Here is a 25,218-nt window from a genome sequence, read left to right on the forward strand (position 1 = left end):
GCAAATAAATATTTAGCATTTTTTCCTACTAAAATAAAAAGCCCCGGAATACATATCCCAGGGCTTATCATATCTTTTTGTATAATGCTTAAAATCTTACTTCGTCAATTTGAAAATATCATTTCCAAACACAAAGATCATCAAGGCAATCAGAATGAAGAATCCAACGATTTGAGCCTTTTCTAGGAACTTTTCCGACAAAGGCTTACCTTGTATCATCTCGATCAAAAGAAAGACCACATGGCCTCCATCTAAGGCTGGAATAGGCAATAAGTTCATAAATGCTAATGCCATTGACAGCATACCTACTAAACTCCAGAAACGAAGCCAATCTACTTCAGTACCAAACATAGTGGCAATACCTACAGGACCTGACAATGCTTTATCAGCACGAACCTCACCTTTAAACATCTTACCAAAGCCTTTGATATTATCGGTGATAACAGAAAATGCTTTACTAACACCTATTGGCAAGGACTCCATAAATCCATACGAATGGATTACTGTTGGTAGATTTCCAAATCCAATGGTAGAAGAAGTATCAGCTTTAGCCAATAGATTCAGGGCAGCACCTTGACGAATAACGCCTAAGTTGATATCCTTTCCTTTATTTGCTTTCACTTGATCACGGAAAGTATCCAGATGCTGTACAGCAACTCCATTTATGCTCACAATACTATCTCCAACTTGAAGCCCCATCTTCTCAGCTCTAGAATCTTTTGCGATTTCCTTTACAGGAAGCATCTTAAAGATTGGCTGTACAAACTCATTCTTTTTATATTCCGAAACATCATTTAAGATATCTGGCGGAAGAGTAATCTTTACTTCTTGTCCTGCACGATCAACAGTTAATACCGCATCGCCCATCAATACCTCTGAAGTCATTAAGTCCTCAAAAAACAGATTTGCTTTCTTACCGTTTACTGCAATAATCTTATCACCCTCTTGCAATCCTACTTTTTGACCTATAATTCCTGGTTTTACACCGTAAATCTGGGTATTATCAATATCTGCAGTACCATATTTGAAAGTCAGCATCCAGAATACCAAAACACCAACAATGATATTTACAATAATACCACCTAGCATAACGATAAGACGTTGCCAAGCTGGTTTAGATCGGAATTCCCATGGTTGAGGCTCACCTTTTAATTGCTCGGTATCCATGGATTCATCGATCATCCCTGCAATCTTAACATATCCTCCCAATGGCAACCATCCCATCCCGTATTCACATCCTTTGTAGTTGAACTTGAATAGTTTTACACCCCAAGCATCAAAAAACAAATAGAACTTCTCTACTTTAATTCCAAATGCACGAGCAGCCAAAAAGTGTCCAAACTCGTGTAATATAATTAGTAACGACAGGCCTAATAATACCTGAGCCACCATAATGACAATTCCCATTTATCTATTTTTAATTATAAACAATACTATTTTTTACTTATTCGAGGTATTAAACTTCGTGCCACTCTCCTACTTTCAGCATCAAAATGCAAATAATCTCCCAATTCAAGTTCTTCTTGCCAATTTACATGACACAATGTCTCTTCAATTACATCACTCATTTCCAAAAAGGAGATCTCTTCTTGAAGGAAAGCTTCCACTACCACCTCATTAGCGGCATTTAAAACACACGGACTATTCCCTCCCTTTCTCAATGCATCATATGCCAATTGAAGATTACGGAATGCTGTTAAATCTGGCTTCTCAAAAGTTAGATTAGGATAATCCATGAAATTAAATCGCTTGAAGTCATTTTCAAAACGAGCTGGATAGGTTAAGGCATATTGGATTGGCAATTTCATATCGGGAAGCCCAAGTTGAGCTTTCATAGAACCATCTTGAAATTGAACCAAAGAATGTACGATAGATTGCGGATGCACGATGACATCTATTTGTTCAGGATTTAAATCAAAAAGCCATTTCGCCTCGATTACTTCCAATCCTTTATTCATCATGGAGGCAGAATCAATAGTGATCTTGGCTCCCATGCTCCAATTAGGATGTTTTAAAGCTTGAGCTTTCGTAACAAAGGCAAGTTCCTCTCGAGACATTCCACGAAATGGACCACCAGATGCTGTTAGATAAATCTTTTCAATTGGGTTCTGCTCCTCTCCAACCAAACATTGAAAGATGGCAGAATGCTCCGAATCAACAGGTAGTAATTTTACGCCATGGGCTTTCACCAAATCATTGATTAAAGCACCTGCTACGACTAAAGTTTCTTTATTGGCTAAGGCAATATCCTTACCTTTCTTGATAGCTGCAACCGTAGGCTTTAATCCGGCAGACCCAACGATAGCTGTCAGTACAACATCAACATCATCCCGTTGCACAACCTCTTCCATGGCCTCTGCACCTAATAGAACTTCAATTCCTTGACCGGCCAAGGCATCTTTAGCTTTTTGGTAAGCTAACTCCTCACATACAACAACAACTTTGGGTCTGAATTTTAATGCTTGCTCTATCAATAGGTCAGCATTCCTACCCATGGTCAATACCGTAATCGAAAAATGATCTGGAAAGGCTTCAACCACCTCTAATGCCTGCGTCCCTATGCTCCCGGTCGAACCTAATATCGCAATATTTCTTTTACTCAATGTAGAATATACTTGGTTAAATGATATTATCCATTAGAGAAGGATCCTCTCCTCCTTTGTAGGCCTTCATCATATCCACATAAACAATGGACATCACTACACTAACCAAAGGGATAATAACAAATGAATTAACTAAACTTAAAATCTTGGACACTAACTGATAGCCCAATACTTCTGAACCAATTTGCAGTAAATGGGTTGATGCAATTAGCAAGATGATCATCAACAACCGAAAAACATTGCCCTTGGTCATAGCTAAGCTGAATTTATACGACTTAAACGTGTTAAATCCATGCTCAATGATGAAGAAAGGAAAAAATGTAGTTCTTATCAATATAAACAGCATTACAACCCCTGTCAAGAATGGGTGAATTTCATAGCGTACAGTATCCATTCCGATCCCGAGAAATAAAAGCGGGAAACAGAGCACATACATTAAACTATAAATCACCAAGGCAATCAAGGAATAGAGGATCAAACCTAGGATATAGAATAAGAATTGAGAAAATGATGGTACATATCCCCAAAATCCAGGACTGCGATCTCCTTTTGCCAAGACGATGGCATTTTTCAACAACACCAATTGAAGGCTAAAATATAAGCCTACAAATAGCAACAAAAGAAAGATTTTCAGAAAGATGGAATACGAATCTAAGTAAATGGCCAAGAAGGTCGATAGATTGGATGTCACAAACAATAAGAAACATAGACCAGCAATGGAAACATAGTTTCGCATCAAAATATCTATGGCTCGTAAAAAGACGTCATTCGCCTTAAATGTTATATCTTTAAGATAATCTAGCATGGTATTATTAATAATGCAAAGATGACAATTTTTTTTGTGGAAGCAATGATATCATTTATTAAAAAAGGCTAAGAATCAATTTTCTTAGCCTTTTTTAATTCTTTTATTTCATTTGTTGTGGAACGGGTTTCTCCAACAAATATTGGTAATAGAATCGAACTCGCTCCTTGAAATCATAAGCTGATTTCGAACGTCCGAATCCATGTCGGCTTCCAGGGTAAATCATCAATTCAAATGGAACATTGCGATCTGTTAAAGCATCCACTAATTGAGTAGTGTTTTGCAAATGAACGTTATCATCCATATCACCATGTAATAAACGTAAAGTACCTTTATATTTATCCACATAAGTTAATATCGAGCCATTCTTATAACCTTCAGGGTTTGATTGTGGAGTATCCATCCAACGCTCAGTATAGTGGGTATCATACAATTCCCAACTGGTTACTGGAGCTCCAGCAATACCGTAGTCAAAATAATCTGATCCTTTAGTCAAAGCTAAACTAGTCATATAACCACCATAGCTATGTCCTGTCATCAATAATTTATCTTTAGCAACCCAAGGTTTCGCTTTCAACCACTTGGCAATGGTGATGTAATCCACCAACTCCCAATTACCTAAGTTACGGTGCATCCATGCAACTCCTTGTTTTCCAAAATGTCCAGAAGCACGGTGATCACACTCAATCTGAATAACCCCTTCTTGAGACCAATATTCGCCATTCGTACCTTTCCAAGTATTACGAACAGTTCCTGCATCAGGACCACCATAGATACTCATGATAACTGGATACTGCTTGCTCTCATCAAAATCCGTTGGATAGGTAATAATTGCTGGCAATTGGAATTTACCGTCTTCCGAAGGGATTCTAATAAATTCTCTTCTTGCTACTTTATAGCTATCAAAATCCTTTGACTTACTATCTGCTAGTTCTTTAATAACTTTACCGTTATTATCCAATAAAGCCACTTTATTCGGAGTAAAGATGTTCGAATAGTTCGTGATGAAATACTTACCAGTCGGTGAAACTTGAACATTATGTGTATACTCTCCAAATGTCAATCTCTTCTGATTCTTTCCAGAGAAATCAACACGATATAAATCTACCGTAGCCGAGTTTTCTTTTCTAGCGGTAAAATAAAGCACTTTGCCTTTCTCATCGATATGCTGAATGCTGGATACTTGCCAATCACCTGCAGTAATTGGATTCACCAATGTTCCATCCAATTTGTATAAGTAATAATGCGCCCATCCTGTTTTATCCGATTTTAAGATGTAATGCTTATTATCTTCTAGATAAGTAATACGCTCATCGTGATCTAGATTAATCCAAGTTGGCTGCTCTTCATTATAGATTTCTTTTTTAGAGCCATTTTCAGGATTTACCTCATAGAACTTTAAATTATTTTGTTCTCTGTTCATCCATTGTACCATAATGGTTTTGCTGTTGAAGCTCCAATATGGTTGACCAAAATATTGATCATCCTTTTCATTGAAGTCCGCCCAAACAACTGGTGAACCTTCCACTTTTACAAAGCCTACTTTCACTTCTGGGTTAGGATCTCCAGCTTTAGGATAACGTGTTTCCTCTAAATAACCGTGTTGACCTTTAGAGCCATAAATCGGGAACATAGGAACTTTGGTATCATCAAAACGCATAAATGCAATTTCCTTACTATCTGGAGACCACCAGAATGCCTTATAGTTGGTCGGACGACCTAAGATTTCCTCATAATAAACCCATGAAGACCAACCGTTATAAATAACGTCTGTACCATCCGTAGTATAACGCACTTCCTTTCCGGTTGCAACATCTACGCTGTACAAATCACTTTTACGGGTAAAAGCTACATATTTACCATCTGGTGAGAGCGTTGGGTTTTGCTCATCTAGCTCTGGGGTCTTGGTCAATTGTTTTGCTGTTGCACCTGGAACCTGAATGAATACATCCTTATCTTTGACAAATACCCGAGTAGAGGTATTCGTTGGATAAGAATACGATTCTTTCTTTCCTGTTTTCACATTGACCTGAAACAATTGGTTACCGCTTCTTTCAATGTAGTTCTCAGCATCTGCCCATCCCTCAAAACGGCTTACCGCTTGAGTTAATGAAGGAGCTTGGCCCCAAGCTTGTTCAAAGCTTAACTTTTTAGTCTGACCGTTTGCTTGACCAACAGTAAGAAATAATACCGCTAATCCAGCAACAGAAAACAATTTATTCATATAATCGCTTATTAAATTTTCAATTGGAATTCCAAATTAAGAAAAACATATCCATCAAATCAACAGCTTGCTGTAACAACTTTATCTATTTTTAACGAAATCCTTAATAAATTGATAAAAACAAGATAGATGCAAGAAAAGAAAGTCTTCTTAATATGTTAATTGGTCTCTCCAGAAGGAGAATTATAAAAAAAGCCACTTATAAAGTGGCTTTATATGTTTATTTCAAGTAAAACTCGTAAACCTTAGAAAGAATAATCGTCTTTCTGTACCAGTTGACCGTTATTTTCATAACCTAAATCTTCCTGATTTGGTTCATAACGTTTTTCAACTACCTCCTGATTAGATTTGATATAGGCTACAACATCTTGTAATCCTTCTGCAAACTTCTCAAAATCCTCTTTATAAAGGAAAATCTTGTGCTTAATAAATTGGCCATCCTCAAAACGTTTCTTACTTTCCGTAATCGTTACGTAGTAATCGTTCGAGCGAGTTGCTTTTACATCAAAAAAATAAGTACGTTTTCCCGCTCTCACCTTTTTTGAAAATACCTCTTCACGCTCTTTGTTATCAAAATCTCCCATTAGATTCGTTAATATTTAAGTTTAATCCTCTATTTTCAGTCATAAATATATAATAATTAAACTCAATCATCCAAATTTTTATAAAAATTATTTGTTATAATAATTAAATTATTCACTTAACTTAAATAACAGCCGATAAAGTGGTTAGCTTTTTCACCGAAGAAATATAGTCTTTCACCGAAAAAAAACCTCAAAAGACCTATTTGCTATCGGCTGATGCTTATATTCGCAATACTTTTGAGTAAACTAAATCAAAAGACAAATGACAATGAACAATCAAAACATGGACCCAAAGGATGGAAGACCTCCTAAAAACAACAACACTTCCACCATTGTTGGCTTTATTATCATCTTTTTAGGCTTTGCCTTACTGATGAAACAATTAAATATGGGAAACATCATCCCTAGCTGGTTATTTGGTTGGGAAACTATCCTTATCATTATCGGTCTAGTAATCGGTGTCAACTCCAAGTTCGAAAAGAAATCTTCTATTGTATTAATTGCAATTGGTAGTATCTTTTTCCTGAAAAATGAATTGGACTTACACATTGGTAAATTCTTAATCCCTGCAGGAGCTATTATTTTAGGTATGTATTTGTTGAATCGTAACAAAACAAGACCACAATTACCTCCTACCCCTCCACGTGATGATGAATTTGACTGGGATAAACGTGTAGACAGCCCATTCAATACTGACCCTAATCAGCCCGTAAGTACAGATGCAAAAAACGATTCTTATGCTCAAGCAAACCCTGCTGAGCATAAGAACCTGTATAAAAATTATATGCCGGATTTTGAGAATTACCTCAAAGTGGACAACTTCTTTAGTGATACCAAAAAGGTTATTCTTAGCAAAAACTTCCTTGGTGGAAATATCACCAGCATCTTTGGAAGTACAAACTTGAATTTCCTACAAGCAGATTTGAAACAACCAGTGGTAATTGATACTTTTCAATTATTTGGCAGCACAAAAATCATTGTGCCTATGAACTGGAGAGTTTCATCCAATGTGTCTTCCATCTTTGGAGAAGTCGATGACCGCAGACCGTCATTTGAAATCACAACGGATGAAAACAAGAAAATCTACATCACAGGTACTTCAATCTTTGGCGGATTGACAATAAAGAACAGCTAAAACATGGCAAAATCAATTAGCGAACATTCCAAGCAATCGATCATCCATGCCACCTCATGGATTATTTGTGCTTTATACCTATTGATTATGTATGGCCTCCTATGGTGGTCTAAAATAGCACGTGACATTGCTATCTATGACGCCATTATCAGCGCTATGTGCATGACCGGAATTTCCTATTTGATCTTTAGCTCCCTACAATACTATATTCCAAATAATCGTAATTATTGGAAATTATTTGGCTTAGCTGCCATTTTTGCGGTTATATCCGTTACTATTACCCGTTTTTTGATCGTTCAATTTATTAATGATGACAATTTAATTTACCTGAACTTTAGTTTACCATTTCGTTTTGTCATCAACTTCCTCATCATCACCTGCGTGATGACCATCAATGTCTTTTGGAATATTCAGGAAGAGTTGTTCAGTAATAAAAAAAGAAAAGAAGAATCAGAGAAAATGGTGCGTGAGGCTGAGTTGTATAATCTAAGACAGCAGCTACAACCGCATTTCTTATTCAACAGTTTAAATTCCATCATTGCACTCATTGGAAGTAAGCCTACGGAAGCCAGAAACATGACTTTCCAGCTTTCTGATTTCCTTAGAGGTACCATGCGCAAAGATGACACCCAATTCACTTCTGTAGAAGAGGAAGTTGCTCACCTCAGTTTATACCTTGACATTGAAAAGGTAAGATTTGGTCACCGTTTATCTACAGAATTTGACTATGATGAAGAAGTCCTGGGAGCTAAAATCCCAGTTATGATCCTTCAACCCTTAGTAGAGAATGCCATTAAATTTGGACTATACAATGTAACCGAAGAGGTTATTATCAAAATTTCCCTAAATTTAGAAAATCAATTGTTAACCATCCGCATCAGCAATCCTTTCGAGGCAGACCAATATGAACAGAAGAAAGGAACTGGCTTTGGTTTATCCAGCATACAACGTCGCTTATACTTACTATATGGGCGCACCGATTTATTACAAACGGAAACGGATGGAAACATCTTCATTTCCACATTAAGAATACCACAACTATGATAAAGACGATCTTAATAGACGACGAACCATTAGCCCGAAGCATGGTGTTGGAATACCTACAACAGCACCCTGAATTTCAAGTATTAGCGGAGTGTAACGATGGCTTTGAAGGCGTAAAAGCAATTCAACAGCATCAACCCGACTTGGTATTTCTAGATATTCAGATGCCGAAGCTTACTGGATTCGAAATGTTGGAACTTCTCGATCAACAACCCCATATCATATTTACTACCGCATTTGATGAGTATGCCCTAAAAGCATTCGAAAAAAACGCTATTGATTATCTATTAAAACCGATTCGTCCAGACCGCTTCCAAAAAGCTATCGATAAATTTAAAGCTTCCTTCCAAGCACAAGTACCCCCTAAGATTGATACTGAAAAGCTGCAGGAATCCATGGAAGAAGAATCCAATGCCTTGGAGCGCGTGGTAGTTAAAAATGGAACACAAATAAAAATTATCCCTGTGCAGCAGATCAATTACCTGGAAGCTTATGATGATTATGTGAAAATACACACTAATGAAGGCATGTTCTTAAAGAATAAAACCATGAGTTCTTTTGAGAAACAATTGGATCCCAAGCAATATGTTCGTGTACATCGATCCTTCATTGTCAAAGTCGATCAATTGCAGAAAATCGAGCCAATGGAAAAAGACAGCTATATCGCAACCCTACTAAGTGGAGGAAAAGTCAATATCAGCAAATCTGGATATGCAAGACTAAAACAAATTATCGGTTTATAATTTGTTTTGTATTTTTGGGCATGAATTTCAAAATACAAAACATACTCAGCATACTATTTTTATTCAGCTTGCAACAACTCTTTGCGCAGTCAGTAGACGAACGCAATAATCGAGCTGTATTTAATCGAATTGAGTATTTTATTAATGCGGAACAACCCGATTCTATTTACGAATTAGCGGCTCCAGTTTTCAAACAACAAATTACCAAAGAGCAATTATCAGGCATTTTAATCCAACTATTTAGCTTAGGAAAAGTAAAAAACGCCACACAATACGACTTTAACAAAGGAATTGCTAAATATAAAACAGAATTTGAAAAGGAAACACTTTCCATTGTTTTAGGAATTGATTCCAATATGCAATATCATACCTTGGCCTTTCAGCCTTATTCTGCACCAAAGGAGGCCGCTGTAGATACCAGTAAAAAAGAAATCATTGCCAATGTAGCACCTAAAAACCCATTGGATAATTTTGTGGATTCCGTTGCTCGTAATTATGCCAAACAAGGAAGTGCCCAAGCATTGGCAGTAGCCATTATCCATAAAAACAAAATCAACACGTTCTTTTACGGTGAGACGGACAAGGGAAACAACACCCTTCCTGATGCCAACACCTTATTTGAAATAGGTTCTATCAGCAAAACTTTTACAGCTTCCTTATTAGCTGAAATGGTGAATAAAGGACAAGTAAAATTAGAAGATAGTATTGCAAAATATCTGCCTGATTCTGTAGCACAGAATCCAGCGATTCAAAAGATAACCTTTAGATCTTTAGCTAACCACACCTCTGGTTTACCCAGGTTAGCTGAGAATTGGAAAGCTGCTACTAAGTTCTCCGAAAATGACCCTTATGCAGCTTATGATCGTAAATTATTATTCGGATACTTGAAAAATCACCAAACTAAGGAAGAAACCGAAAGTAAGTATGAGTATAGTAATCTGGGATTTGGACTATTAGGTGAATTACTCTCCATTATAGCGAAAAAACCTTACATGACTATGGTCAAAGAATCTATCTTGACACCGTTGGAGATGACCACTACGGTAGACAAGATTGATCCAAAGATCAAGAATTTCGCTCCTCCTCATGATGATGCAGGAAACAAGGTCTCTTTTTGGAACTTTCAGTCAATGGCGGGTGCAGGTGCTTTGAAATCTTCATTAAATGATATGCTTCGTTATACTATTGCCCAATTAACCTATCCTGAAACCGATATTCAGAAAGCCATGAATCTGACAAAGCAGTTCACTTTCTTTGTGCCACCCAATTCAGACATAGGTCTAGCTTGGCATATTAATATGTTGGAAGGTGTAAATTACTACTTCCATAATGGAGGTACGGCAGGATCAAGTTCTTTTTTAGGATTTGTACCAGATGAAAAAGCAGTAGTGATTATTTTATCCAATTCAGCAAAAGATGTTACGGAGACCGGTACAGTATTATTGGAAAAGGTTTTAACCACACCTTAAAATAGAGAAAAATGGACATAAACATAAAAGGGGATCGCATAAAACGATCCCCTTTCTCATTTAGTTCAATATTCTAAATCAAATATGATTCAAAAAATTATCCTAAACGAGCACAACTGATTAGTAGATTAATACCTGTAGTTTTTGTAATGCTATGGCTATTATATCCCTATTCAGTATATATGGGTTTTAACTGTGTGCTAGGAAATTCTTAGACCTCTGCTATCACATCCACCTCCAATTTATAACCCAGATGCAACTCAGGAACGGCAACCACGGTTCTCACGGGTTTGTGTTTACCGATAAAATCAGCAAATAATGCATTAAATTGATTCCAGTATTTCACATCCGAAAGATATGCTGTAACCTTGACAACCTTTTGAAGGGAGCTTGAAGAGGCTAACAAGATATTTTCTAAATTCTGAAATACCACGGTAAACTGCTGTTCAAAATCTGCTTGATCATAGTGTCTTCCATCTGCAGCTATGGGGAGTTGCCCGGAGATAAACAAGAGGCGATTGGAAACTATAGCTGTACTACAGTGTCCATTAGGTTTAGGCAATCGACTACCTTGAAGTATTTTCATGTTTTATAATTAATTTTCATCTGTCCTATACAAAATAAACCCATGCTTAAATTTTAAAATAGAACGATATTAGCGTTACGCCTTAGGCAACTGTTTAGGAAGGCATCCTACAGTCTGTCGGAAGAAGCGAGTAAAATGACTTTGATCAGCAAAGCCACATAGGAAAGCGACCTCTGTGAGCGAATATTTCTCTAATTTTATCAGTTCTATCGCTCGAATTATTCGGATTTTTCGTTGATACATTCGGACTGTACTTCCTAAATATTTCGAGAAATATTTTGAAATTGTTACTTTGTGGACACCACAAACTTCTGCCAAATCATCCAAACTCACGTGTTTATTCCAATTTGCAAGTAAATGAATTTTTGCTTTTCCAACCCAAGCAGGGACTCTGTTGTGTGAAACCAATTTCTCGTCACTATCGGTTATCGACAAAATTAACGCCTCAATCTCTGCGAAAGTGCGCGCATCATGGTAAACCAATTCTTTGTATACATTAATCATCTTAAAGCATAAGCTAAGCGAACCAGATTAATCGTCATCAATCTAATTCATTCATAAATAATCAATAGGCTTCTTCGAACAGTTCTGTTCTCAACTGTCCAGAGTGGGAATGTGTCTTTTCATAGGTGGGTAAGTTTTGTCTTAGGTAGACTGTATATGAAAAGAATAAACCGCTAAAACTGATTTATTAGTATGGCTGTCGTATCATTAATCCTTACTTCTGTAAAGCCATATACTCCTGACGAGGTCAATCATTTCGAGGCTTTTTATGCCTCTATCCATACCTTTTAGTCATTTTTAGACTTATCCTACTCGCCTTTTCGTAAGATAAAGTTACTTATATTTTATTTACAATAATAGAAATATTTAATAATAAGAGAATTTAAACCCTATTAAGTAAAGATTTAGCTACATCTATTTATCTCTTTTCAAGTATGGCAACATTTTTATCAGCTTATCTTCCGACTCATCATACAGGAGCAATTTGCCGCTTTTACGGTCGTAGATGTAGCTGGATGGAAAATTTTTAGGATTGAACAACAGAATAAATTCCCCTTCAGGGTCTCTTAAAAAGTGGACTTGAGGATGCCCTTTCAGCTTCGGCGCAAACATATTGATATAGCCATCAATTAATTGCGTGGATTCCATAGAAATAAAATAGTAATCAACCTTTGGATCCAATTCCTTTAGCTTATCTCCTAATGCAGAACCAAATGCTTGACATGGTCCACAGCCAGGATCAAATAATACAAAAACCTGTTTGTTGTCCATATTCAATGAATCTCGAGTAACACGTTGTCCTTTATCATAAGTTAAAAATTTCTTGAATGCAGGAATACTATCCGGCACTTGCGCTTGAACGGTCGTAATAGCTAACAAAATAAAAAGACAAAGCAACTTAAGATGTTTCATTTAATTATAATTAAAACTTGGTTTTTAAAGGTATTCTAAAAGTAATTAAGATAGTAAATATTCCATAGAGAAGTGTAATACAAATTTATAGGAGTGAAATTATGACCTAAAAAGCCCGAAATATCCTATACTTATCCATCCTTTCCAAAAAAACCGTTATATTTGGTATTTATCAGGTTAAACATTACTATTATCAATTCACTGTGAAAAAGCGTATTGCAATTTTTGCTTCAGGATCCGGATCAAATGCTCAAAAAATAATGGAGCACTTTAAATATGCAGACAATGCCGAAGTGGCCCTTGTCTTAAGTAATAACCCGGAGGCCTATGTGCTTCAACGTGCCGATAACTTTGAGATCCCTACGCATGTTTTTGACAAACACAGCTTCTACCAAACCGATGAAGTTGTAGACCTTTTAAAACGCTTAGAGATTGATATTGTCGTGCTTGCAGGATTCCTATGGTTAGTACCTGAAAACCTACTTAAAGCATTCCCTAACAAGATTATCAATATCCACCCTGCCCTATTACCAAAATTCGGCGGAAAAGGAATGTACGGTGACCGTGTTCACAAAGCAGTTTTAGCAGCTGGCGAAGAGGAACATGGAATAACAATTCACTTTGTGAATGAAAACTTTGATGAAGGTGAAATTATCTATCAAGCAAAATTCCGTATTGAGCCAGGTGATACCCTTGAAATCCTTAAATTCAACGGTCAACAATTAGAACACCAACATTACCCAAAAGTCATCGAAAACTTATTGAAGAAGTATAACTAGGAATAATTGTCTATAGACCGCTTCGCTGTTAGATGTGAGAGAGAGACTGCTTCTAACAGCGAAGCGGTCTCAATCCTATGTAACAGCGCAGCAATCTCAAAAAAATCCAACCTCATCAATCCCAAAAAAAATAATTACCTTTGCGGCTCCAAATAATACACAATGAATCATCCTGTAAAGATTAAAAATGCATTGGTATCTGTTTATTATAAAGACAACCTTGCACCACTAATTCAGTTACTTAACAAATACGGAGTAACATTTTACTCCACAGGCGGAACCGAAGCCTTTATTAGAGACTTGGATATCCCTGTAGAGCGTGTTGAAGACCTTACCGGTTATCCTTCCATTTTAGGTGGACGTGTAAAAACTTTGCACCCAAATGTTTTCGGCGGAATTCTTTCTCGTCGTCCGTTAGCTGATGATAAAGCTCAATTAGAAACGTATAACATCCCAGAGATTGACTTGGTCATTGTTGATCTTTATCCGTTTGAAGAAACTGTTGCTTCAGGTGCTTCGGAACAAGATATTATTGAAAAAATTGACATCGGTGGAATTTCCCTAATTCGTGCCGCTGCAAAGAACTTCAATGATGTTGTGATTATCTCTTCTAAAAACGACTATACCGAATTAGAAGAAATCTTAGCAGCTCAGAATGGTGCTACTTCATTAAAGCAACGTAAGTCTTTTGCAAAGCGTGCATTTAACACGTCTTCGCACTACGACACCGCCATCTTTAATTACTTCAATCAAGAGGAGCCGTTAAACGTATTCAAACAATCTGAACAAGATGCGCAAGTATTACGTTACGGTGAAAACCCACATCAAAATGGAGTATTCTTCGGAAACTTAGATGCCATGTTTGATAAATTAAATGGAAAAGAATTATCCTATAATAATTTAGTGGATGTTGATGCAGCAGTTGCTATTATCGATGAGTTCACTGAACCAACCTTTGCTATTCTTAAACACACCAACGCATGTGGTGTTGCTTCACGTCCAAATGTAAAAGATGCTTGGTTAGCAGCATTAGCGTGTGATCCAGTTTCTGCTTTTGGAGGGGTATTAATCACCAACCGCGAAGTAGATCTAGAAACAGCAACAGAAATCAACAACTTGTTCTTTGAGGTTTTAATTGCTCCTTCATACAGCGCTGAAGCATTAGAAGTACTTACAGCAAAGAAAAACCGCATTATCCTACGTCGTAAAGAGGTAAAATTACCTTCACAACAGTTCAAAACATTATTGAACGGTGTGATTATGCAGGATAAGGATGGTACAGTTGAAGGTCCAGAGCAAATGACAGCGGTGACAGAAGTAAAACCAAACGAAGCTCAATTGCAGGATTTATACTTCGCTAATAAAATTGTAAAACATACGAAATCCAATACCATCGTTTTTGCCAAAGACAATACCTTAATTGCTTCAGGTGTAGGACAAACTTCCCGCGTTGATGCACTTAAACAAGCTATTGAAAAAGCAAATGCTTTTGGATTTGATGTGAAAGGAAGCGCTATGGCATCTGATGCCTTCTTCCCATTCCCAGACTGTGTTGAAATCGCAGGTGATGCTGGTGTAGCAGCTGTACTTCAACCAGGTGGTTCTATCAAAGATCAATTATCCATCGATATGGCCAATGAAAAAGGTGTTGCCATGGTAACAACTGGTGTACGCCATTTCAAACACTAATCCATACGATTATCATAAGGCAAAGCTTCCTACATCAGGAAGCTTTGTTTGTTTTACTGGATATCCAGCACCTTCATCTACACATAATTTCATTACCTAAATAGGGATATTCAACATCCTGTTTTTGCATTCTTCATCACTCAATTTCTGTTGTCTTTTGTCTGTTGTCTAACTGTCTCTTACAGAGGTTTTATTCGCTACTCTTACGGATCTCCTTCGGAACTTGTTCGGATCTCCTTCGGATCTCGTTCGGTTAGAAGCGAACGAGATCCGAACAAGATCCGTATCAGATCCTAAGAAATTCCCTAAGAGTCTCGAAGCAAAATGGAAGAAATTTACAAGCAATACCTTAGAAAATAAGTCGATATTAGGGTCTTTGATGGGGTCAATTATACTCCAATGGAACCATTTTTGATTCTAACTGTTGTATAAGAACATATAAGAAAGTAAAAGATGAAAGTATATAGCTATTTGATTGTTGCATTTTCCCTGCTTGTTTTAGCTTGTCAATCTCCAACAAAAACCGACACTTCTGGAAATACGGATAGCTCAAAATTCGTAGAAAATGACTCCAATACTATTGCCAAAGACAGTTTATCCTTAGTCAAAGCAAATTATGAACGAATTCATGCAATTCAGAACTGGGATAAGATTGACTCTGCTCAAATACATGAATCTACCGAAGGTGGACAGGTAAATTATTATTTTAAGAATAATGTATTAGAGAAAATGCGCGCTTCCCATTATGGGGAATCAGGTTATACCCATGTAGACTATTATTTGTTGAATAATGAATTATCCTTTGTTTTTGAAGATGTCTATCAATATAATGCCCACATGTATTCTCCAGAATTTGATAATTCCAAAACGAAAAAAGGATGGGAAAATCGATTCTACTATTTTGACAATGTGTTTTTTAAATTTATTGGCACCAAAGAACAGGAAGCAGATCTTGCGGGTACAGCAGACCGAGCAAAGGTGCATCAAGAGATGTTTAAGAAATTCTTGAAAATCAAGGATAATGGTTATAAAGACGTAGATGCACTTCCTTAGCTATGGCTTTTAAAAATTCCTTTCCCGTCATCATAAACGAAGAAGCTGAAATCTTGATTTTAGGTTCTTTGCCCGGCGATTTATCGATTGCTAAACAGGCTTATTATGCACATCCACAAAATCGCTTTTGGAAGCTGATGGCTAACTTGTTTAATCGGGAGCTATCAGATTCTTATTCAGAGCGTGTTCAACTTCTTCAAGATAACCGAATAGCCTTATGGGATGTTTGTAAAAGCGCCTACCGTGAGGGAAGCATGGATACCGCTATACAAGAGGTGGAAGCAAATGCCATTCATGAGCTATTAAGCAGTTACCCCAAGCTCAAGAAAATAGTCTTTAATGGTCAAAAAGCAATGAAACTTTATGATAAGCATTTGAAGAGAATGGATGGGATAAGCTATTATTGCATGCCCAGCACAAGCCCTGCAAATGCCAGTTATAACCTGAACCGTCTGATGGAACATTGGTGTGAAATATTAACAAATGATTAAGTTTAACTAGTTTTATGATTAATATTTGTTGTTTTATTTAGGATTATTGTAAATTCACAGCACAAATCAAATTGAAAACTAATTATTATGAAATTCCAGGAATTGGAATCAGCGCTGGAAGAACTGGTTCAACAATTGTCAGATGCAGAACTATTGCATCCCGACAAACTATATAGTCCAGATTTTCTTGACCAAATAAATCAATCGAAGTACTTGATTACCTTGCATGATGTGCAGTATTACCGACCTATCGGTATAAACGATGCCATGAAGCATTTCTATGGTTTTGAAAAAAATTGGTTAACCGGCATGGATTATTTCTACTATCTTCAAACCATTCATACCAGCACTTACCACACTTTATTAAATTCCCTTACCTTTTTTCGCAAAGACAAACCCAATTACCTGAACTTGGAATACAAACTGCTGCATCATAGCAAGCAATTTAAATTAGTTTGGGGATCAAGCAAGACCATCATCCGTTCTGAAAAGGGTAAACCATTATTCGCCATTACAATTGCCATAGAGGGTAAAGGGGCAGAAAGCACGAGCAAAGCTGGAATGATCCTTCAATTGACAACAAGGGAAAAAGAAATCGCTAAACTGCTGATTGAAGGCCTAAATAAAAATGAAATTGCAGAGCGCCTGTTTATTTCTGCTGCCACCGTTCAAACACATTGCAAATCCATTTATAAAAAACTTGAAATCAACAGAATAAGCGAATTAATCAGCTTAGGAGACACCTATTCCTTTGCGGAGGCTGATGCCGATATGATGGATATCGATCTTTCACAACTAGACCCTAACGGTTTACGTTTGGGGATGGATTGAAAAACATTCGATTTAATCGGTTGGTTTGTTTATTTTTGCAAGCAAGATGTCAGATTTAAAATACAACCAACGTGGTGTATCCGCTGGAAAAGAGGATGTGCACAATGCGATTAAAAACATTGATAAAGGTTTATATCCACAAGCCTTTTGTAAGATTATCCCTGATATATTAGGTGCTGATGAGGCATGGTGCAATATTATGCATGCTGATGGTGCAGGAACAAAATCATCTTTAGCCTATGTGTACTGGAAAGAAACTGGTGATGCCAGTGTTTGGAAAGGAATAGCGCAGGATGCTATTATCATGAATTTGGATGACTTACTGTGCGTTGGGGCTATTGACAACATCTTACTTTCTTCTACGATCGGTAGAAACAAGAACTTGATTCCAGGTGAAGTGATTGCTGAAATCATCAACGGTACAGAGGAAATCTTGGCCGAGCTACGTGAAATGGGTATTGGTATCTACTCCACTGGTGGTGAAACTGCCGATGTGGGTGATATCGTGCGTACGATCATTGTTGATAGTACCGTAACTTGCCGCATGAAACGTGAGGATGTAATTTCTAATCACCGCATCCAAGCTGGTGATGTTATTGTTGGTCTTGCATCTTATGGACAAGCCAGCTATGAAACAGCATACAACGGAGGAATGGGATCCAATGGATTGACTTCAGCACGTCATGACGTATTCAGCAAATACATTGCAGAAAAATACCCAGAGAGTTTTGACCCGGCAGTACCTTATGATTTGGTATTTGCAGGTGGAAAAACCCTAACAGATAAAGTAAAAGTGGAAAATGGAGAAGAAGTAACTGCGGGTAAATTGGTGTTATCACCTACGCGTACTTATGCTCCGGTTATCAAGCAGATATTAGACAAATATCGTTCACAGATCCATGGAATGGTTCATTGTTCCGGTGGTGCACAAACCAAGGTTTTACATTTTGTAGATCAGGTGCATGTGATTAAAGACAACCTTTTTCCAATTCCAGCCTTATTTGAACTAATCCAAAAAGAATCCAATACGGATTGGAAGGAAATGTATAAGGTTTTCAATATGGGGCACCGTATGGAATTATACGTTCCACAGGAAATAGCGGAAGATTTGATTGCTATTTCAAATTCATTTGGGATTCCAGCACAACTAATCGGTCGTGTGGAAGCTTCAGAAAAGAAACAAGTAACGATTCGCTCCCCTTACGGAGAATTCATTTACGAGTAAATTCTTAGTGCGTGAAGGGCAAGAAGATCATTGGACGAACCGAAATCATTGACTTACCCGAGTTAGGTCTCTATAATATTGAGGCAAAAACGGATACGGGAGCAGAGACTTCTGTTTTACACTGTGAACAAATGGAAGTGGTCAAGCGCAAGGGTCACCTGTACATCATTGGGCATATCCGTCCGAACCTAGAGAGTGAGCAGGTTTTGAAACTGACCTTTCCGGTACATCGGGAGCGGACAGTGAAGAGCTCCTTTGGGCAGTCTGAAATCCGTTACATCTTCTTGACCAAGGTTCGCATGTTTAACGAGCTATACGACATTAAATTGTCATTTCGCGACCGTTCAGCCATGTCCTACCCCATGTTATTAGGGCGTAATTTTATTACAGGAAAATTCTTAGTGGATGTATCCAAGAAAAACTTGGCATCCAATATGATATAATATATAGAAGTTTATCATCTGTAAACACAACAAGCAACGTGAAAATAGCCGTTCTATCGACAAATAAGTCGTTATATTCAACCCGTCGCCTAGTGGAAGCTGCGATCAGCAGAGGCCATGAATGCGAAGTCATCGACCATAGCAAATGTTATGTTGGTATCCGTCAGGATCAACCGACTATGCACTATAAAGGTCAAGAAATTCCAGGCATTGACGCCATCATCCCTCGTATCGGTAATTCCGTAACCTTCTATGGTTCGGCAATCGTACGTCAATTTGAGGTTATGGGTGTTATCTCTGCCAATCAAAGTCAAGCAATCACCCGCTCGAGAGACAAACTGCGTTGTTTGCAGATTCTTTCTGGTGCAGGACTAGGTTTGCCGGTAACAGGCTTTGCCCGTACGGCATCCAATGTTGATGACTTGATCAGTATGGTTGGTGGTGCTCCATTGGTAATTAAATTATTGGAAGGTACGCAAGGAATTGGCGTGGTGCTTGCCGAGACGAAAAAGGCTGCATCATCGGTTATTGAGGCTTTCTACGGCCTTGGAAATAACATTTTGATTCAAGAGTACATCAAAGAAGCAAAAGGCTCTGATATCCGAGCTTTCGTAGTGGACGGTAAAGTGGTTGGTGCCATGAAACGTACTGCCAAAGAAGGCGAGTTTCGCTCGAACCTTCACCGTGGTGGAACTGCCGAGGTAGTTACCTTGACCCGTAAGGAACGTGAAACTGCCATCGCCGCGGTTAAAGCAATGGGATTGACCGTAGCAGGTGTGGATATGTTGCCTTCAACCCGCGGACCATTGATTCTAGAAGTTAACTCATCCCCTGGCCTTGAAGGTATAGAAAATGCAACAGGTAAGGATATAGCCGGTGAGATTATCAAATACCTCGAAAGACAATATGAGGCTAAGCAACTCGCAAAGCCAACGACCATAAAAAGAAAAATTAAAAAAGAAAGCAAGTTGTAATGACTTGCTTTTTTTTATAGTAGTTAGTATTTAGTATATAGTATTTAGACCCGTGATGGGAGATAGATGGGAGACAACAGATGGTAGACAACAGACCTGTTAAGTTGTGAAAAATTAAGGTTGTGCAGGCGATGCATGCATCGCCCGTACTAACAATCGTGAAATAATTTATACTAATACTCCTAACCTTAGGGTCAAAGCATGCTTCGACCGTCTTTAAATATCCATAATATCTAATCCGCAAATAGGTCTAAATACTCTGTACTAACTACTAAATACTACTTTTTATATCGGGCAGACATTCTGCTGCGCTAAGTACTGCCCCTACCTTTGGCTGCTATAAAACGCTTATTATCGAGCCATCTAGATAGCACGTTAGGTAGGGGCGGACTGAGTGAGTTTGAGGGAAGGGGATTTATTCCCGACGATAACGAACGGAATGTCCGCCCGTTTTTTTTAAGACATCAGATAAAAGGTTTTTAGATATTATTTATTAACGGGCGATGCATGCATCGCCCCTACAAACAATCGTGAAATAATTTATACTAATAATCCTAACCGTAGGGTCGAAGCATGCTTCGACCGTCTATAATCCCGCCAATAGGTCTAAATACTCCGTACTAAATACTAAATACTATAAAAAATCGGTCTCCTACTCCCTAACTTTTAAATTTGCATTTTCGATAAAACCATTTTCATCGATAAGAATAGCCCTTGGGATATAATTGATGTTGAACATCAGGTTTGAAACCTCTCCATCAAATCTTTTAAGTTCAGAAATATGGATGGCAAAATTGAAGTTGTGGACCTTAATTCCTTTTAACCAATCTTCTTTATTACTATCTAAGGAAATGGCGAGTATTTGGATATTTGGATTTGCTTCTGCATATTTTCTTAAAAAAGGAAGATTAGCGATGCAAGGTCCACACCAGGACGCCCAAAATTCCAATAGTACTTTTTTACCTCTGAAATCTGATAATTTTACCATTCTCCCAGATGTATCAGCCATAGTGAAATCATAAGGTTTATCCTTTTTTGCAATACGCTTAACCGCTTCAATTTTTGCTCCTAATTCTATCCCTTCTGGGCTATCACGCAACTCAGGTGATAGCTTCTTAAATAAGCGTTCAAGTTTTTCTGGATCTTTCTCTAAACTTGAAAAGGCGAAATACTTTAGGAAGTATAATGCTACATAGCGGTCGGGGAACTGTTCAACAATGGGCAATTGATGCATACTAACAATTTTATAAATGGGTTGCCATAAAGACTGATTATTAATATCCTTTTCTGCCTTTCCTTCCTTTAATAATTGTTTCTTGGTCCATTCAACTTCTTGGGGAAAGATTTGGAAAATTCGCGAACTTCGGGCATAAATAAAAGCATCAGGATTCTTAGGCTCTATATTGGAGAAAACACCCATTTTATTTCCATTCATAGAATTGTAGCGTGCTGGATGAATAATTAACTCATTCTCACCTGGCATTAATAAGAATTGATCAAAATCTTTCCAATCCTTACCTTTAATAAAAAGATTGGTCAGCACTCCTTGCATTTTCATCTCCCCTTCAAATCGGAAGCTATTATTCTGAATTAATACACTATCTTCTTTAGGTTCTGGTTGAGAACTATAGTTCACAAAGCTAATATGAACCGTCTTACCATTTAAATCAACTTCAGGACTAATGGTACCAATGATACTAAAGGCTTTCTGCGCATATAATATAGAACTGCTGAATAATAGTGCAATTAAAAACAATAAGGTTCTAAACATCACAAATGAGATATATTAATTTGTCAATTAGTTAATTATCTAAATTTAAAAAAATGAATATTACTAATTATCTCGTTCATCACATTTAACAATATTTAAGAACTATATGCTTAAAAAAAAGAAACATTGGTTTTTATAGAAGTCGGAGAAAGTATGGTGCTTTGACCGTCTTTAAAGATCTATAAAATCTAATCCGCCAATAGGTCTATATACTCTGTACTAAATACTGCCCCGAAGGGCTAAGACTCTTCGCTTCGCTCTGAGTTGGAAGTGGTTATGTTTCTTAAAAGAGGTCGAAGCTTGTATCGCCTCTACAAACAATCGTGAAATAATTTATACTAATAATCCTAACCGTAGGGTCGAAGCATGCGTCGACCGTCTATAATCCCGCCAATAGGTCTATATACTAAATACTCCCTACTAAATACTATAAAAATGCGATCTATCTACTCTGTTAACTTACGTTCATCAATAATTATATCTTGTTCTTTTTTGTATGGTACAGTAAAAGTTCCTTTCACACGATTGGAATATAGCATATAACTAACCCATATTGCTGAACCAATTAAAGAAAAGACCAATATTCCAATTGCTACAATAATATTTTCGCTACGATAGCCTAAAATAAAACCGGCTGAAATTGATATTAAATATTGAACTGCCATAGCAATTCGAAGAAAAATAAATGTTTGTGGAAATATATTTCTTCTTTTTAACATCAAAATCGTAGTGTAAACACAAAAAACCAGGATAATTGCTGCTAATGATAAAGAAATAAAGCGGAACAAGAAGCCGATGCCAAACTTTAAACCACTCTGTACTGACAGTTGATCCCAGAGAATTTTACCAGCTATTCCTGTTGGAGAAAAGCACAATATTAAATATAGAATAATATTGAAAAACATTCCGATTAGAACCAGAATAAGCCAACCTCCTAGGCCATTATAACTTTCTTCTTCCTGAATTTTAACTATACTGGTCGGTTTTCTTTTATTATAAACATTTACGATATACCAAACACAGGCAGCAATTAATAAAAATTGAAATAAAAGTGCCATGCCATTATAAGAAAATAATGCAGAAATATTTACAATAGTCAAATATCCATCTTTATTTACAGAGTAGCCGTTCATAAATAGATCAACTGCAGCTTGACGGTCCTTGATAAACTTTTGAACTTCATTGACGGGAACATGATCCTGATAATACTCTAAAATATTATTCACCATCAAGGTATCACCATAACTGATCGCATTATGGGTCATGGAATAAGATTCACCTTTAAAAACATCGTTTTCCGTAAAACTTCCAATTGGCCGATTGTCTTTATTCGTTATTTTTATGATATGATCTATCCGCAACGGGTAGTTCAATTGAATTGGGGATAAACGGTTATTATTAATTTCAGGAACCCTATTGATTATTTCTGAACTATAGGCAGGAATAAATTTCTGATTTAATTCATCAGAAAACATGAAATCCTTTAATGTATAGAATTCATAGACTTTGAAAATATTTTCTTCACGATTATCTTCAAACTTGATATCATCTATTCGTTCTACAGATTTGTAAATCTTATTATAAAATTCCTCATAATTTTTTTGGAGTTGATTCTTGGCAGTTTGTTTAAAAGAGGCACGAATCACATCTGCCTCAGCTCCGAAATAGGTGGTTATTACTTTCAACTGCGCTTTTTTATTATCCAAAACAGTAATAAAATCCTCGATAATAATTTCACTTACACTAGCTTCTTCAACAGCCACCAAAGAACCTTCACCTTGGATAGGTAATACTTTGCCATATTTAGGGAAATATCGGTTTTTTACTGTATTTCCTTGGTAACTTATGGTAGGATCTAAAAACTTAAACTCTCCATCAATATGCACCGCTATGACCATATGATTAAATGCCAATGGATTGGCTTGAAATTTCCCAAGAAAGGGATCAGTATAGGTGTTTGCCAGCACCAAGGAATTAGGAATTGCTTGGTGGTTTAACATGGTTGACAAGAGATAGGATTTGTCTTTACAATCTCCAAATCGTTGGGCAAATATTTTCTCAGGATGATGCGGACGGTGAGAATTTTCCCCCATTTCGAAACCGGTATAACGAACTTCATCTTGAACAAAGTCTAAACAATAGCCAATAAATCGCTCTTTATTGCCTTCAGCTTTGTCCCAAAGCTTATCTACAAATTTCGCTAATTCAGATTCTGGCTTCAAATAAACAACTGGACTGAGTCTTCTCGCCCATTTGTTCACTTCAAGCCATGTGGAGAATTCAGAAACTTGAATCCAATCTTCTGTAGAATACCAGGCAGGTAAATAATCCTCATACTCCGTATTGAATTCTGGCGTATAATCCCAGAATAGGTAAGTTAAACCATCCTTCTCCATTCGCTTTTCCACTGGAGTAGAACCGTGTCTCTTAATATTCAGTATACGACCATTAGGAACGATGTAGTTAAGCAAAACTTTCCCGTAAGGCTCTCCTCCATTCAAATAATAATTGCCACTAAATTTTCCTTCAAAAACAGGATTAAAACCAATCAGGGAATAGGAAAATACCAATTTATCACCTTTACGCAGATCATCTACCACATAATGGGCTGAGTAGGTCCCATCATAAATGAAGTTACTCAAGTTGCGCTCTGTTGCTAGAAGCTTAAATTTATTCAAGTCAAGACGGTCTAGTTCCTGCCCATTACGGATAATTTTTAACTCATGAAATTGAAGTTTCTGTATACTAGGATCATAAACAACATAAATCTGACCAGCATTTTCAGTACCAGACTCTTCCGTAATTACGCGAATAGTTTTATAATATGCTGTCTGAAGACCTAAATGAGTTTGATTTTCATATAAATCAATGTAATAGCCATCATTGATATCATCTAGATCAACTTTTTTGGGCTGTACGGTTGACTTATAAAGCCATGCTGGTGTTTCAGACCTTGTAATCCTAGGTGTTGTTTGGGCAAATAGAACTGATAACCCTACAAAAAATAGACTTATCGCTAAAAGTATCTTTAATCTCATAAAAGTATAACCGGTCCTTAAAGTTATTAAATAAATTGGGATGAAAGAGGTAGAATAAAAATTAAAAAAGAATGTTATTATCAAATATTTTGAAGTAAAGAGAAATATTTTGATCATAATATAAACGCCTCACTTTCTCACCGCAGCACTAAGTATTACCTGCGCTAGGCGGATATAAAGCACATAATAGCGAAAGTCAAGGTAGCACCTAAGGTAGGCGCTACTGAGTAAGCTTGAGGGAAGGGGAATTATTCTCGTTGAAAACGAACGGCATGTCCACCCGATTTCTTTAATAACGAACTACCTTACCTCGTA

The 25,218-nt window shown here is 37.1% G+C and carries 22 protein-coding genes; 12 read left to right on the forward strand and 10 right to left on the reverse strand.

What is annotated here, in order from left to right; translation table 11 throughout:
* Nucleotides 1-96: 96 nt before the first annotated feature.
* The 5 genes from rseP to ABD676_RS17350 all read right to left on the reverse strand — a co-directional run bounded on the left by rseP (nt 97) and on the right by ABD676_RS17350 (nt 6,216).
* The gene (gene rseP / locus ABD676_RS17330) at nt 97-1,407 is read right to left on the reverse strand and encodes an RIP metalloprotease RseP (protein WP_344675932.1); all 1,311 of its coding nucleotides are present in this window, start codon (nt 1,405-1,407) and stop codon (nt 97-99) included.
* 26 nt (nt 1,408-1,433) lie between these two features.
* Nucleotides 1,434-2,603, reverse strand: a complete 1,170-nt coding sequence (locus ABD676_RS17335) for a 1-deoxy-D-xylulose-5-phosphate reductoisomerase (protein ID WP_344675933.1) — start codon at nt 2,601-2,603, stop codon at nt 1,434-1,436.
* Between the two features lie 16 nt (nt 2,604-2,619).
* The gene (locus ABD676_RS17340; protein WP_344675934.1) at nt 2,620-3,408 is read right to left on the reverse strand and encodes a hypothetical protein; all 789 of its coding nucleotides are present in this window, start codon (nt 3,406-3,408) and stop codon (nt 2,620-2,622) included.
* 103 nt (nt 3,409-3,511) lie between these two features.
* The gene (locus ABD676_RS17345) at nt 3,512-5,632 is read right to left on the reverse strand and encodes a DPP IV N-terminal domain-containing protein (RefSeq protein WP_344675935.1); all 2,121 of its coding nucleotides are present in this window, start codon (nt 5,630-5,632) and stop codon (nt 3,512-3,514) included.
* A gap of 245 nt (nt 5,633-5,877) precedes the next feature.
* A complete protein-coding gene (locus ABD676_RS17350; protein WP_344675936.1) occupies nt 5,878-6,216 on the reverse strand; it encodes a DUF3276 family protein in 339 nt (112 codons plus the stop codon).
* Nucleotides 6,217-6,484: 268 nt separating this feature from the next.
* On the opposite strand from ABD676_RS17350, the gene ABD676_RS17355 reads away from it, so the two are divergent.
* Genes ABD676_RS17355 through ABD676_RS17370 form a run of 4 tightly spaced genes read left to right on the forward strand, consistent with a single transcriptional unit; the run spans nt 6,485 to nt 10,607 of the window.
* Complete coding sequence (locus tag ABD676_RS17355; RefSeq protein ID WP_344675937.1) at nt 6,485-7,351, forward strand: LiaF transmembrane domain-containing protein; 867 nt, start codon at nt 6,485-6,487, stop codon at nt 7,349-7,351.
* 3 nt (nt 7,352-7,354) lie between these two features.
* Complete coding sequence (locus ABD676_RS17360) at nt 7,355-8,395, forward strand: sensor histidine kinase (RefSeq protein WP_344675938.1); 1,041 nt, start codon at nt 7,355-7,357, stop codon at nt 8,393-8,395.
* Nucleotides 8,392-9,138, forward strand: a complete 747-nt coding sequence (locus ABD676_RS17365) for a LytR/AlgR family response regulator transcription factor (protein ID WP_344675939.1) — start codon at nt 8,392-8,394, stop codon at nt 9,136-9,138. The genes ABD676_RS17360 and ABD676_RS17365 overlap by 4 nt, the downstream gene beginning before the upstream one ends.
* Nucleotides 9,139-9,158: 20 nt before the next feature.
* Nucleotides 9,159-10,607, forward strand: coding sequence for a serine hydrolase (locus ABD676_RS17370; RefSeq protein WP_344675940.1), 1,449 nt, complete (start codon nt 9,159-9,161; stop codon nt 10,605-10,607).
* A 211-nt stretch (nt 10,608-10,818) separates the two neighbouring features.
* On the opposite strand, the gene ABD676_RS17375 is transcribed toward ABD676_RS17370, so the two are convergent.
* The 3 genes from ABD676_RS17375 to ABD676_RS17385 all read right to left on the reverse strand — a co-directional run bounded on the left by ABD676_RS17375 (nt 10,819) and on the right by ABD676_RS17385 (nt 12,609).
* Complete coding sequence (locus ABD676_RS17375; protein ID WP_344675941.1) at nt 10,819-11,193, reverse strand: RidA family protein; 375 nt, start codon at nt 11,191-11,193, stop codon at nt 10,819-10,821.
* 75 nt (nt 11,194-11,268) lie between these two features.
* Nucleotides 11,269-11,697, reverse strand: coding sequence for a helix-turn-helix transcriptional regulator (locus ABD676_RS17380; protein ID WP_344675942.1), 429 nt, complete (start codon nt 11,695-11,697; stop codon nt 11,269-11,271).
* A 414-nt stretch (nt 11,698-12,111) separates the two neighbouring features.
* On the reverse strand, nt 12,112-12,609 hold the full coding sequence (locus tag ABD676_RS17385) for a TlpA family protein disulfide reductase (protein ID WP_344675943.1): 498 nt from the start codon (nt 12,607-12,609) through the stop codon (nt 12,112-12,114).
* Between the two features lie 203 nt (nt 12,610-12,812).
* On the opposite strand from ABD676_RS17385, the gene purN reads away from it, so the two are divergent.
* From purN to rimK, 8 genes are all read left to right on the forward strand, one after another.
* Complete coding sequence (gene purN, locus ABD676_RS17390; protein ID WP_344675944.1) at nt 12,813-13,388, forward strand: phosphoribosylglycinamide formyltransferase; 576 nt, start codon at nt 12,813-12,815, stop codon at nt 13,386-13,388.
* Nucleotides 13,389-13,550: 162 nt separating this feature from the next.
* Nucleotides 13,551-15,077 carry a bifunctional phosphoribosylaminoimidazolecarboxamide formyltransferase/IMP cyclohydrolase gene (gene purH / locus ABD676_RS17395; RefSeq protein WP_344675945.1) on the forward strand — a complete coding sequence of 509 codons (1,527 nt, stop codon included), beginning with the start codon at nt 13,551-13,553 and terminating at the stop codon, nt 15,075-15,077.
* Nucleotides 15,078-15,530: 453 nt separating this feature from the next.
* Nucleotides 15,531-16,130 (forward strand): hypothetical protein, encoded by a 600-nt coding sequence (locus tag ABD676_RS17400; RefSeq protein ID WP_344675946.1) that lies wholly within the window; start codon nt 15,531-15,533, stop codon nt 16,128-16,130.
* A 2-nt stretch (nt 16,131-16,132) separates the two neighbouring features.
* On the forward strand, nt 16,133-16,621 hold the full coding sequence (locus ABD676_RS17405; RefSeq protein WP_344675947.1) for a DNA-deoxyinosine glycosylase: 489 nt from the start codon (nt 16,133-16,135) through the stop codon (nt 16,619-16,621).
* Between the two features lie 87 nt (nt 16,622-16,708).
* Nucleotides 16,709-17,452, forward strand: a complete 744-nt coding sequence (locus ABD676_RS17410) for a helix-turn-helix transcriptional regulator (protein WP_344675948.1) — start codon at nt 16,709-16,711, stop codon at nt 17,450-17,452.
* Nucleotides 17,453-17,498: 46 nt separating this feature from the next.
* Complete coding sequence (locus ABD676_RS17415) at nt 17,499-18,677, forward strand: AIR synthase related protein (RefSeq protein ID WP_344675949.1); 1,179 nt, start codon at nt 17,499-17,501, stop codon at nt 18,675-18,677.
* Between the two features lie 11 nt (nt 18,678-18,688).
* Nucleotides 18,689-19,120: an ATP-dependent zinc protease family protein gene (locus ABD676_RS17420; protein ID WP_344675950.1), complete on the forward strand. Its 432-nt coding sequence runs from the start codon at nt 18,689-18,691 to the stop codon at nt 19,118-19,120.
* A gap of 38 nt (nt 19,121-19,158) precedes the next feature.
* Nucleotides 19,159-20,094, forward strand: a complete 936-nt coding sequence (gene rimK, locus ABD676_RS17425) for a 30S ribosomal protein S6--L-glutamate ligase (RefSeq protein ID WP_344675951.1) — start codon at nt 19,159-19,161, stop codon at nt 20,092-20,094.
* A 652-nt stretch (nt 20,095-20,746) separates the two neighbouring features.
* Here rimK and ABD676_RS17430 read toward each other — a convergent pair.
* Nucleotides 20,747-21,865, reverse strand: a complete 1,119-nt coding sequence (locus ABD676_RS17430) for a TlpA family protein disulfide reductase (RefSeq protein WP_344675952.1) — start codon at nt 21,863-21,865, stop codon at nt 20,747-20,749.
* 446 nt (nt 21,866-22,311) lie between these two features.
* Complete coding sequence (locus ABD676_RS17435; RefSeq protein ID WP_344675953.1) at nt 22,312-24,903, reverse strand: DUF3857 domain-containing protein; 2,592 nt, start codon at nt 24,901-24,903, stop codon at nt 22,312-22,314.
* Nucleotides 24,904-25,218 lie beyond the last annotated feature (315 nt).

The organism is Sphingobacterium kyonggiense, assembly GCF_039536825.1.
Classification (GTDB): domain Bacteria; phylum Bacteroidota; class Bacteroidia; order Sphingobacteriales; family Sphingobacteriaceae; genus Sphingobacterium; species Sphingobacterium kyonggiense.

What these genes read in the sequence shown, in the direction of transcription:
- ABD676_RS17365 (WP_344675939.1), top strand. Translation starts at nt 8,392, where the DNA reads ATGATAAAGACGATCTTAATAGACGACGAACCATTAGCCCGAAGCATG.
- purH (WP_344675945.1), top strand. Translation starts at nt 13,551, where the DNA reads ATGAATCATCCTGTAAAGATTAAAAATGCATTGGTATCTGTTTATTAT.
- ABD676_RS17360 (WP_344675938.1), top strand. Translation starts at nt 7,355, where the DNA reads ATGGCAAAATCAATTAGCGAACATTCCAAGCAATCGATCATCCATGCC.
- ABD676_RS17400 (WP_344675946.1), top strand. Translation starts at nt 15,531, where the DNA reads ATGAAAGTATATAGCTATTTGATTGTTGCATTTTCCCTGCTTGTTTTA.
- rseP (WP_344675932.1), bottom strand. Translation starts at nt 1,407, where the DNA reads ATGGGAATTGTCATTATGGTGGCTCAGGTATTATTAGGCCTGTCGTTA.
- ABD676_RS17350 (WP_344675936.1), bottom strand. Translation starts at nt 6,216, where the DNA reads ATGGGAGATTTTGATAACAAAGAGCGTGAAGAGGTATTTTCAAAAAAG.
- ABD676_RS17385 (WP_344675943.1), bottom strand. Translation starts at nt 12,609, where the DNA reads ATGAAACATCTTAAGTTGCTTTGTCTTTTTATTTTGTTAGCTATTACG.
- ABD676_RS17435 (WP_344675953.1), bottom strand. Translation starts at nt 24,903, where the DNA reads ATGAGATTAAAGATACTTTTAGCGATAAGTCTATTTTTTGTAGGGTTA.
- ABD676_RS17355 (WP_344675937.1), top strand. Translation starts at nt 6,485, where the DNA reads ATGAACAATCAAAACATGGACCCAAAGGATGGAAGACCTCCTAAAAAC.
- ABD676_RS17410 (WP_344675948.1), top strand. Translation starts at nt 16,709, where the DNA reads ATGAAATTCCAGGAATTGGAATCAGCGCTGGAAGAACTGGTTCAACAA.
- ABD676_RS17380 (WP_344675942.1), bottom strand. Translation starts at nt 11,697, where the DNA reads ATGATTAATGTATACAAAGAATTGGTTTACCATGATGCGCGCACTTTC.
- ABD676_RS17340 (WP_344675934.1), bottom strand. Translation starts at nt 3,408, where the DNA reads ATGCTAGATTATCTTAAAGATATAACATTTAAGGCGAATGACGTCTTT.
- ABD676_RS17345 (WP_344675935.1), bottom strand. Translation starts at nt 5,632, where the DNA reads ATGAATAAATTGTTTTCTGTTGCTGGATTAGCGGTATTATTTCTTACT.
- ABD676_RS17405 (WP_344675947.1), top strand. Translation starts at nt 16,133, where the DNA reads ATGGCTTTTAAAAATTCCTTTCCCGTCATCATAAACGAAGAAGCTGAA.
- ABD676_RS17415 (WP_344675949.1), top strand. Translation starts at nt 17,499, where the DNA reads ATGTCAGATTTAAAATACAACCAACGTGGTGTATCCGCTGGAAAAGAG.
- ABD676_RS17430 (WP_344675952.1), bottom strand. Translation starts at nt 21,865, where the DNA reads ATGTTTAGAACCTTATTGTTTTTAATTGCACTATTATTCAGCAGTTCT.
- ABD676_RS17370 (WP_344675940.1), top strand. Translation starts at nt 9,159, where the DNA reads ATGAATTTCAAAATACAAAACATACTCAGCATACTATTTTTATTCAGC.
- ABD676_RS17375 (WP_344675941.1), bottom strand. Translation starts at nt 11,193, where the DNA reads ATGAAAATACTTCAAGGTAGTCGATTGCCTAAACCTAATGGACACTGT.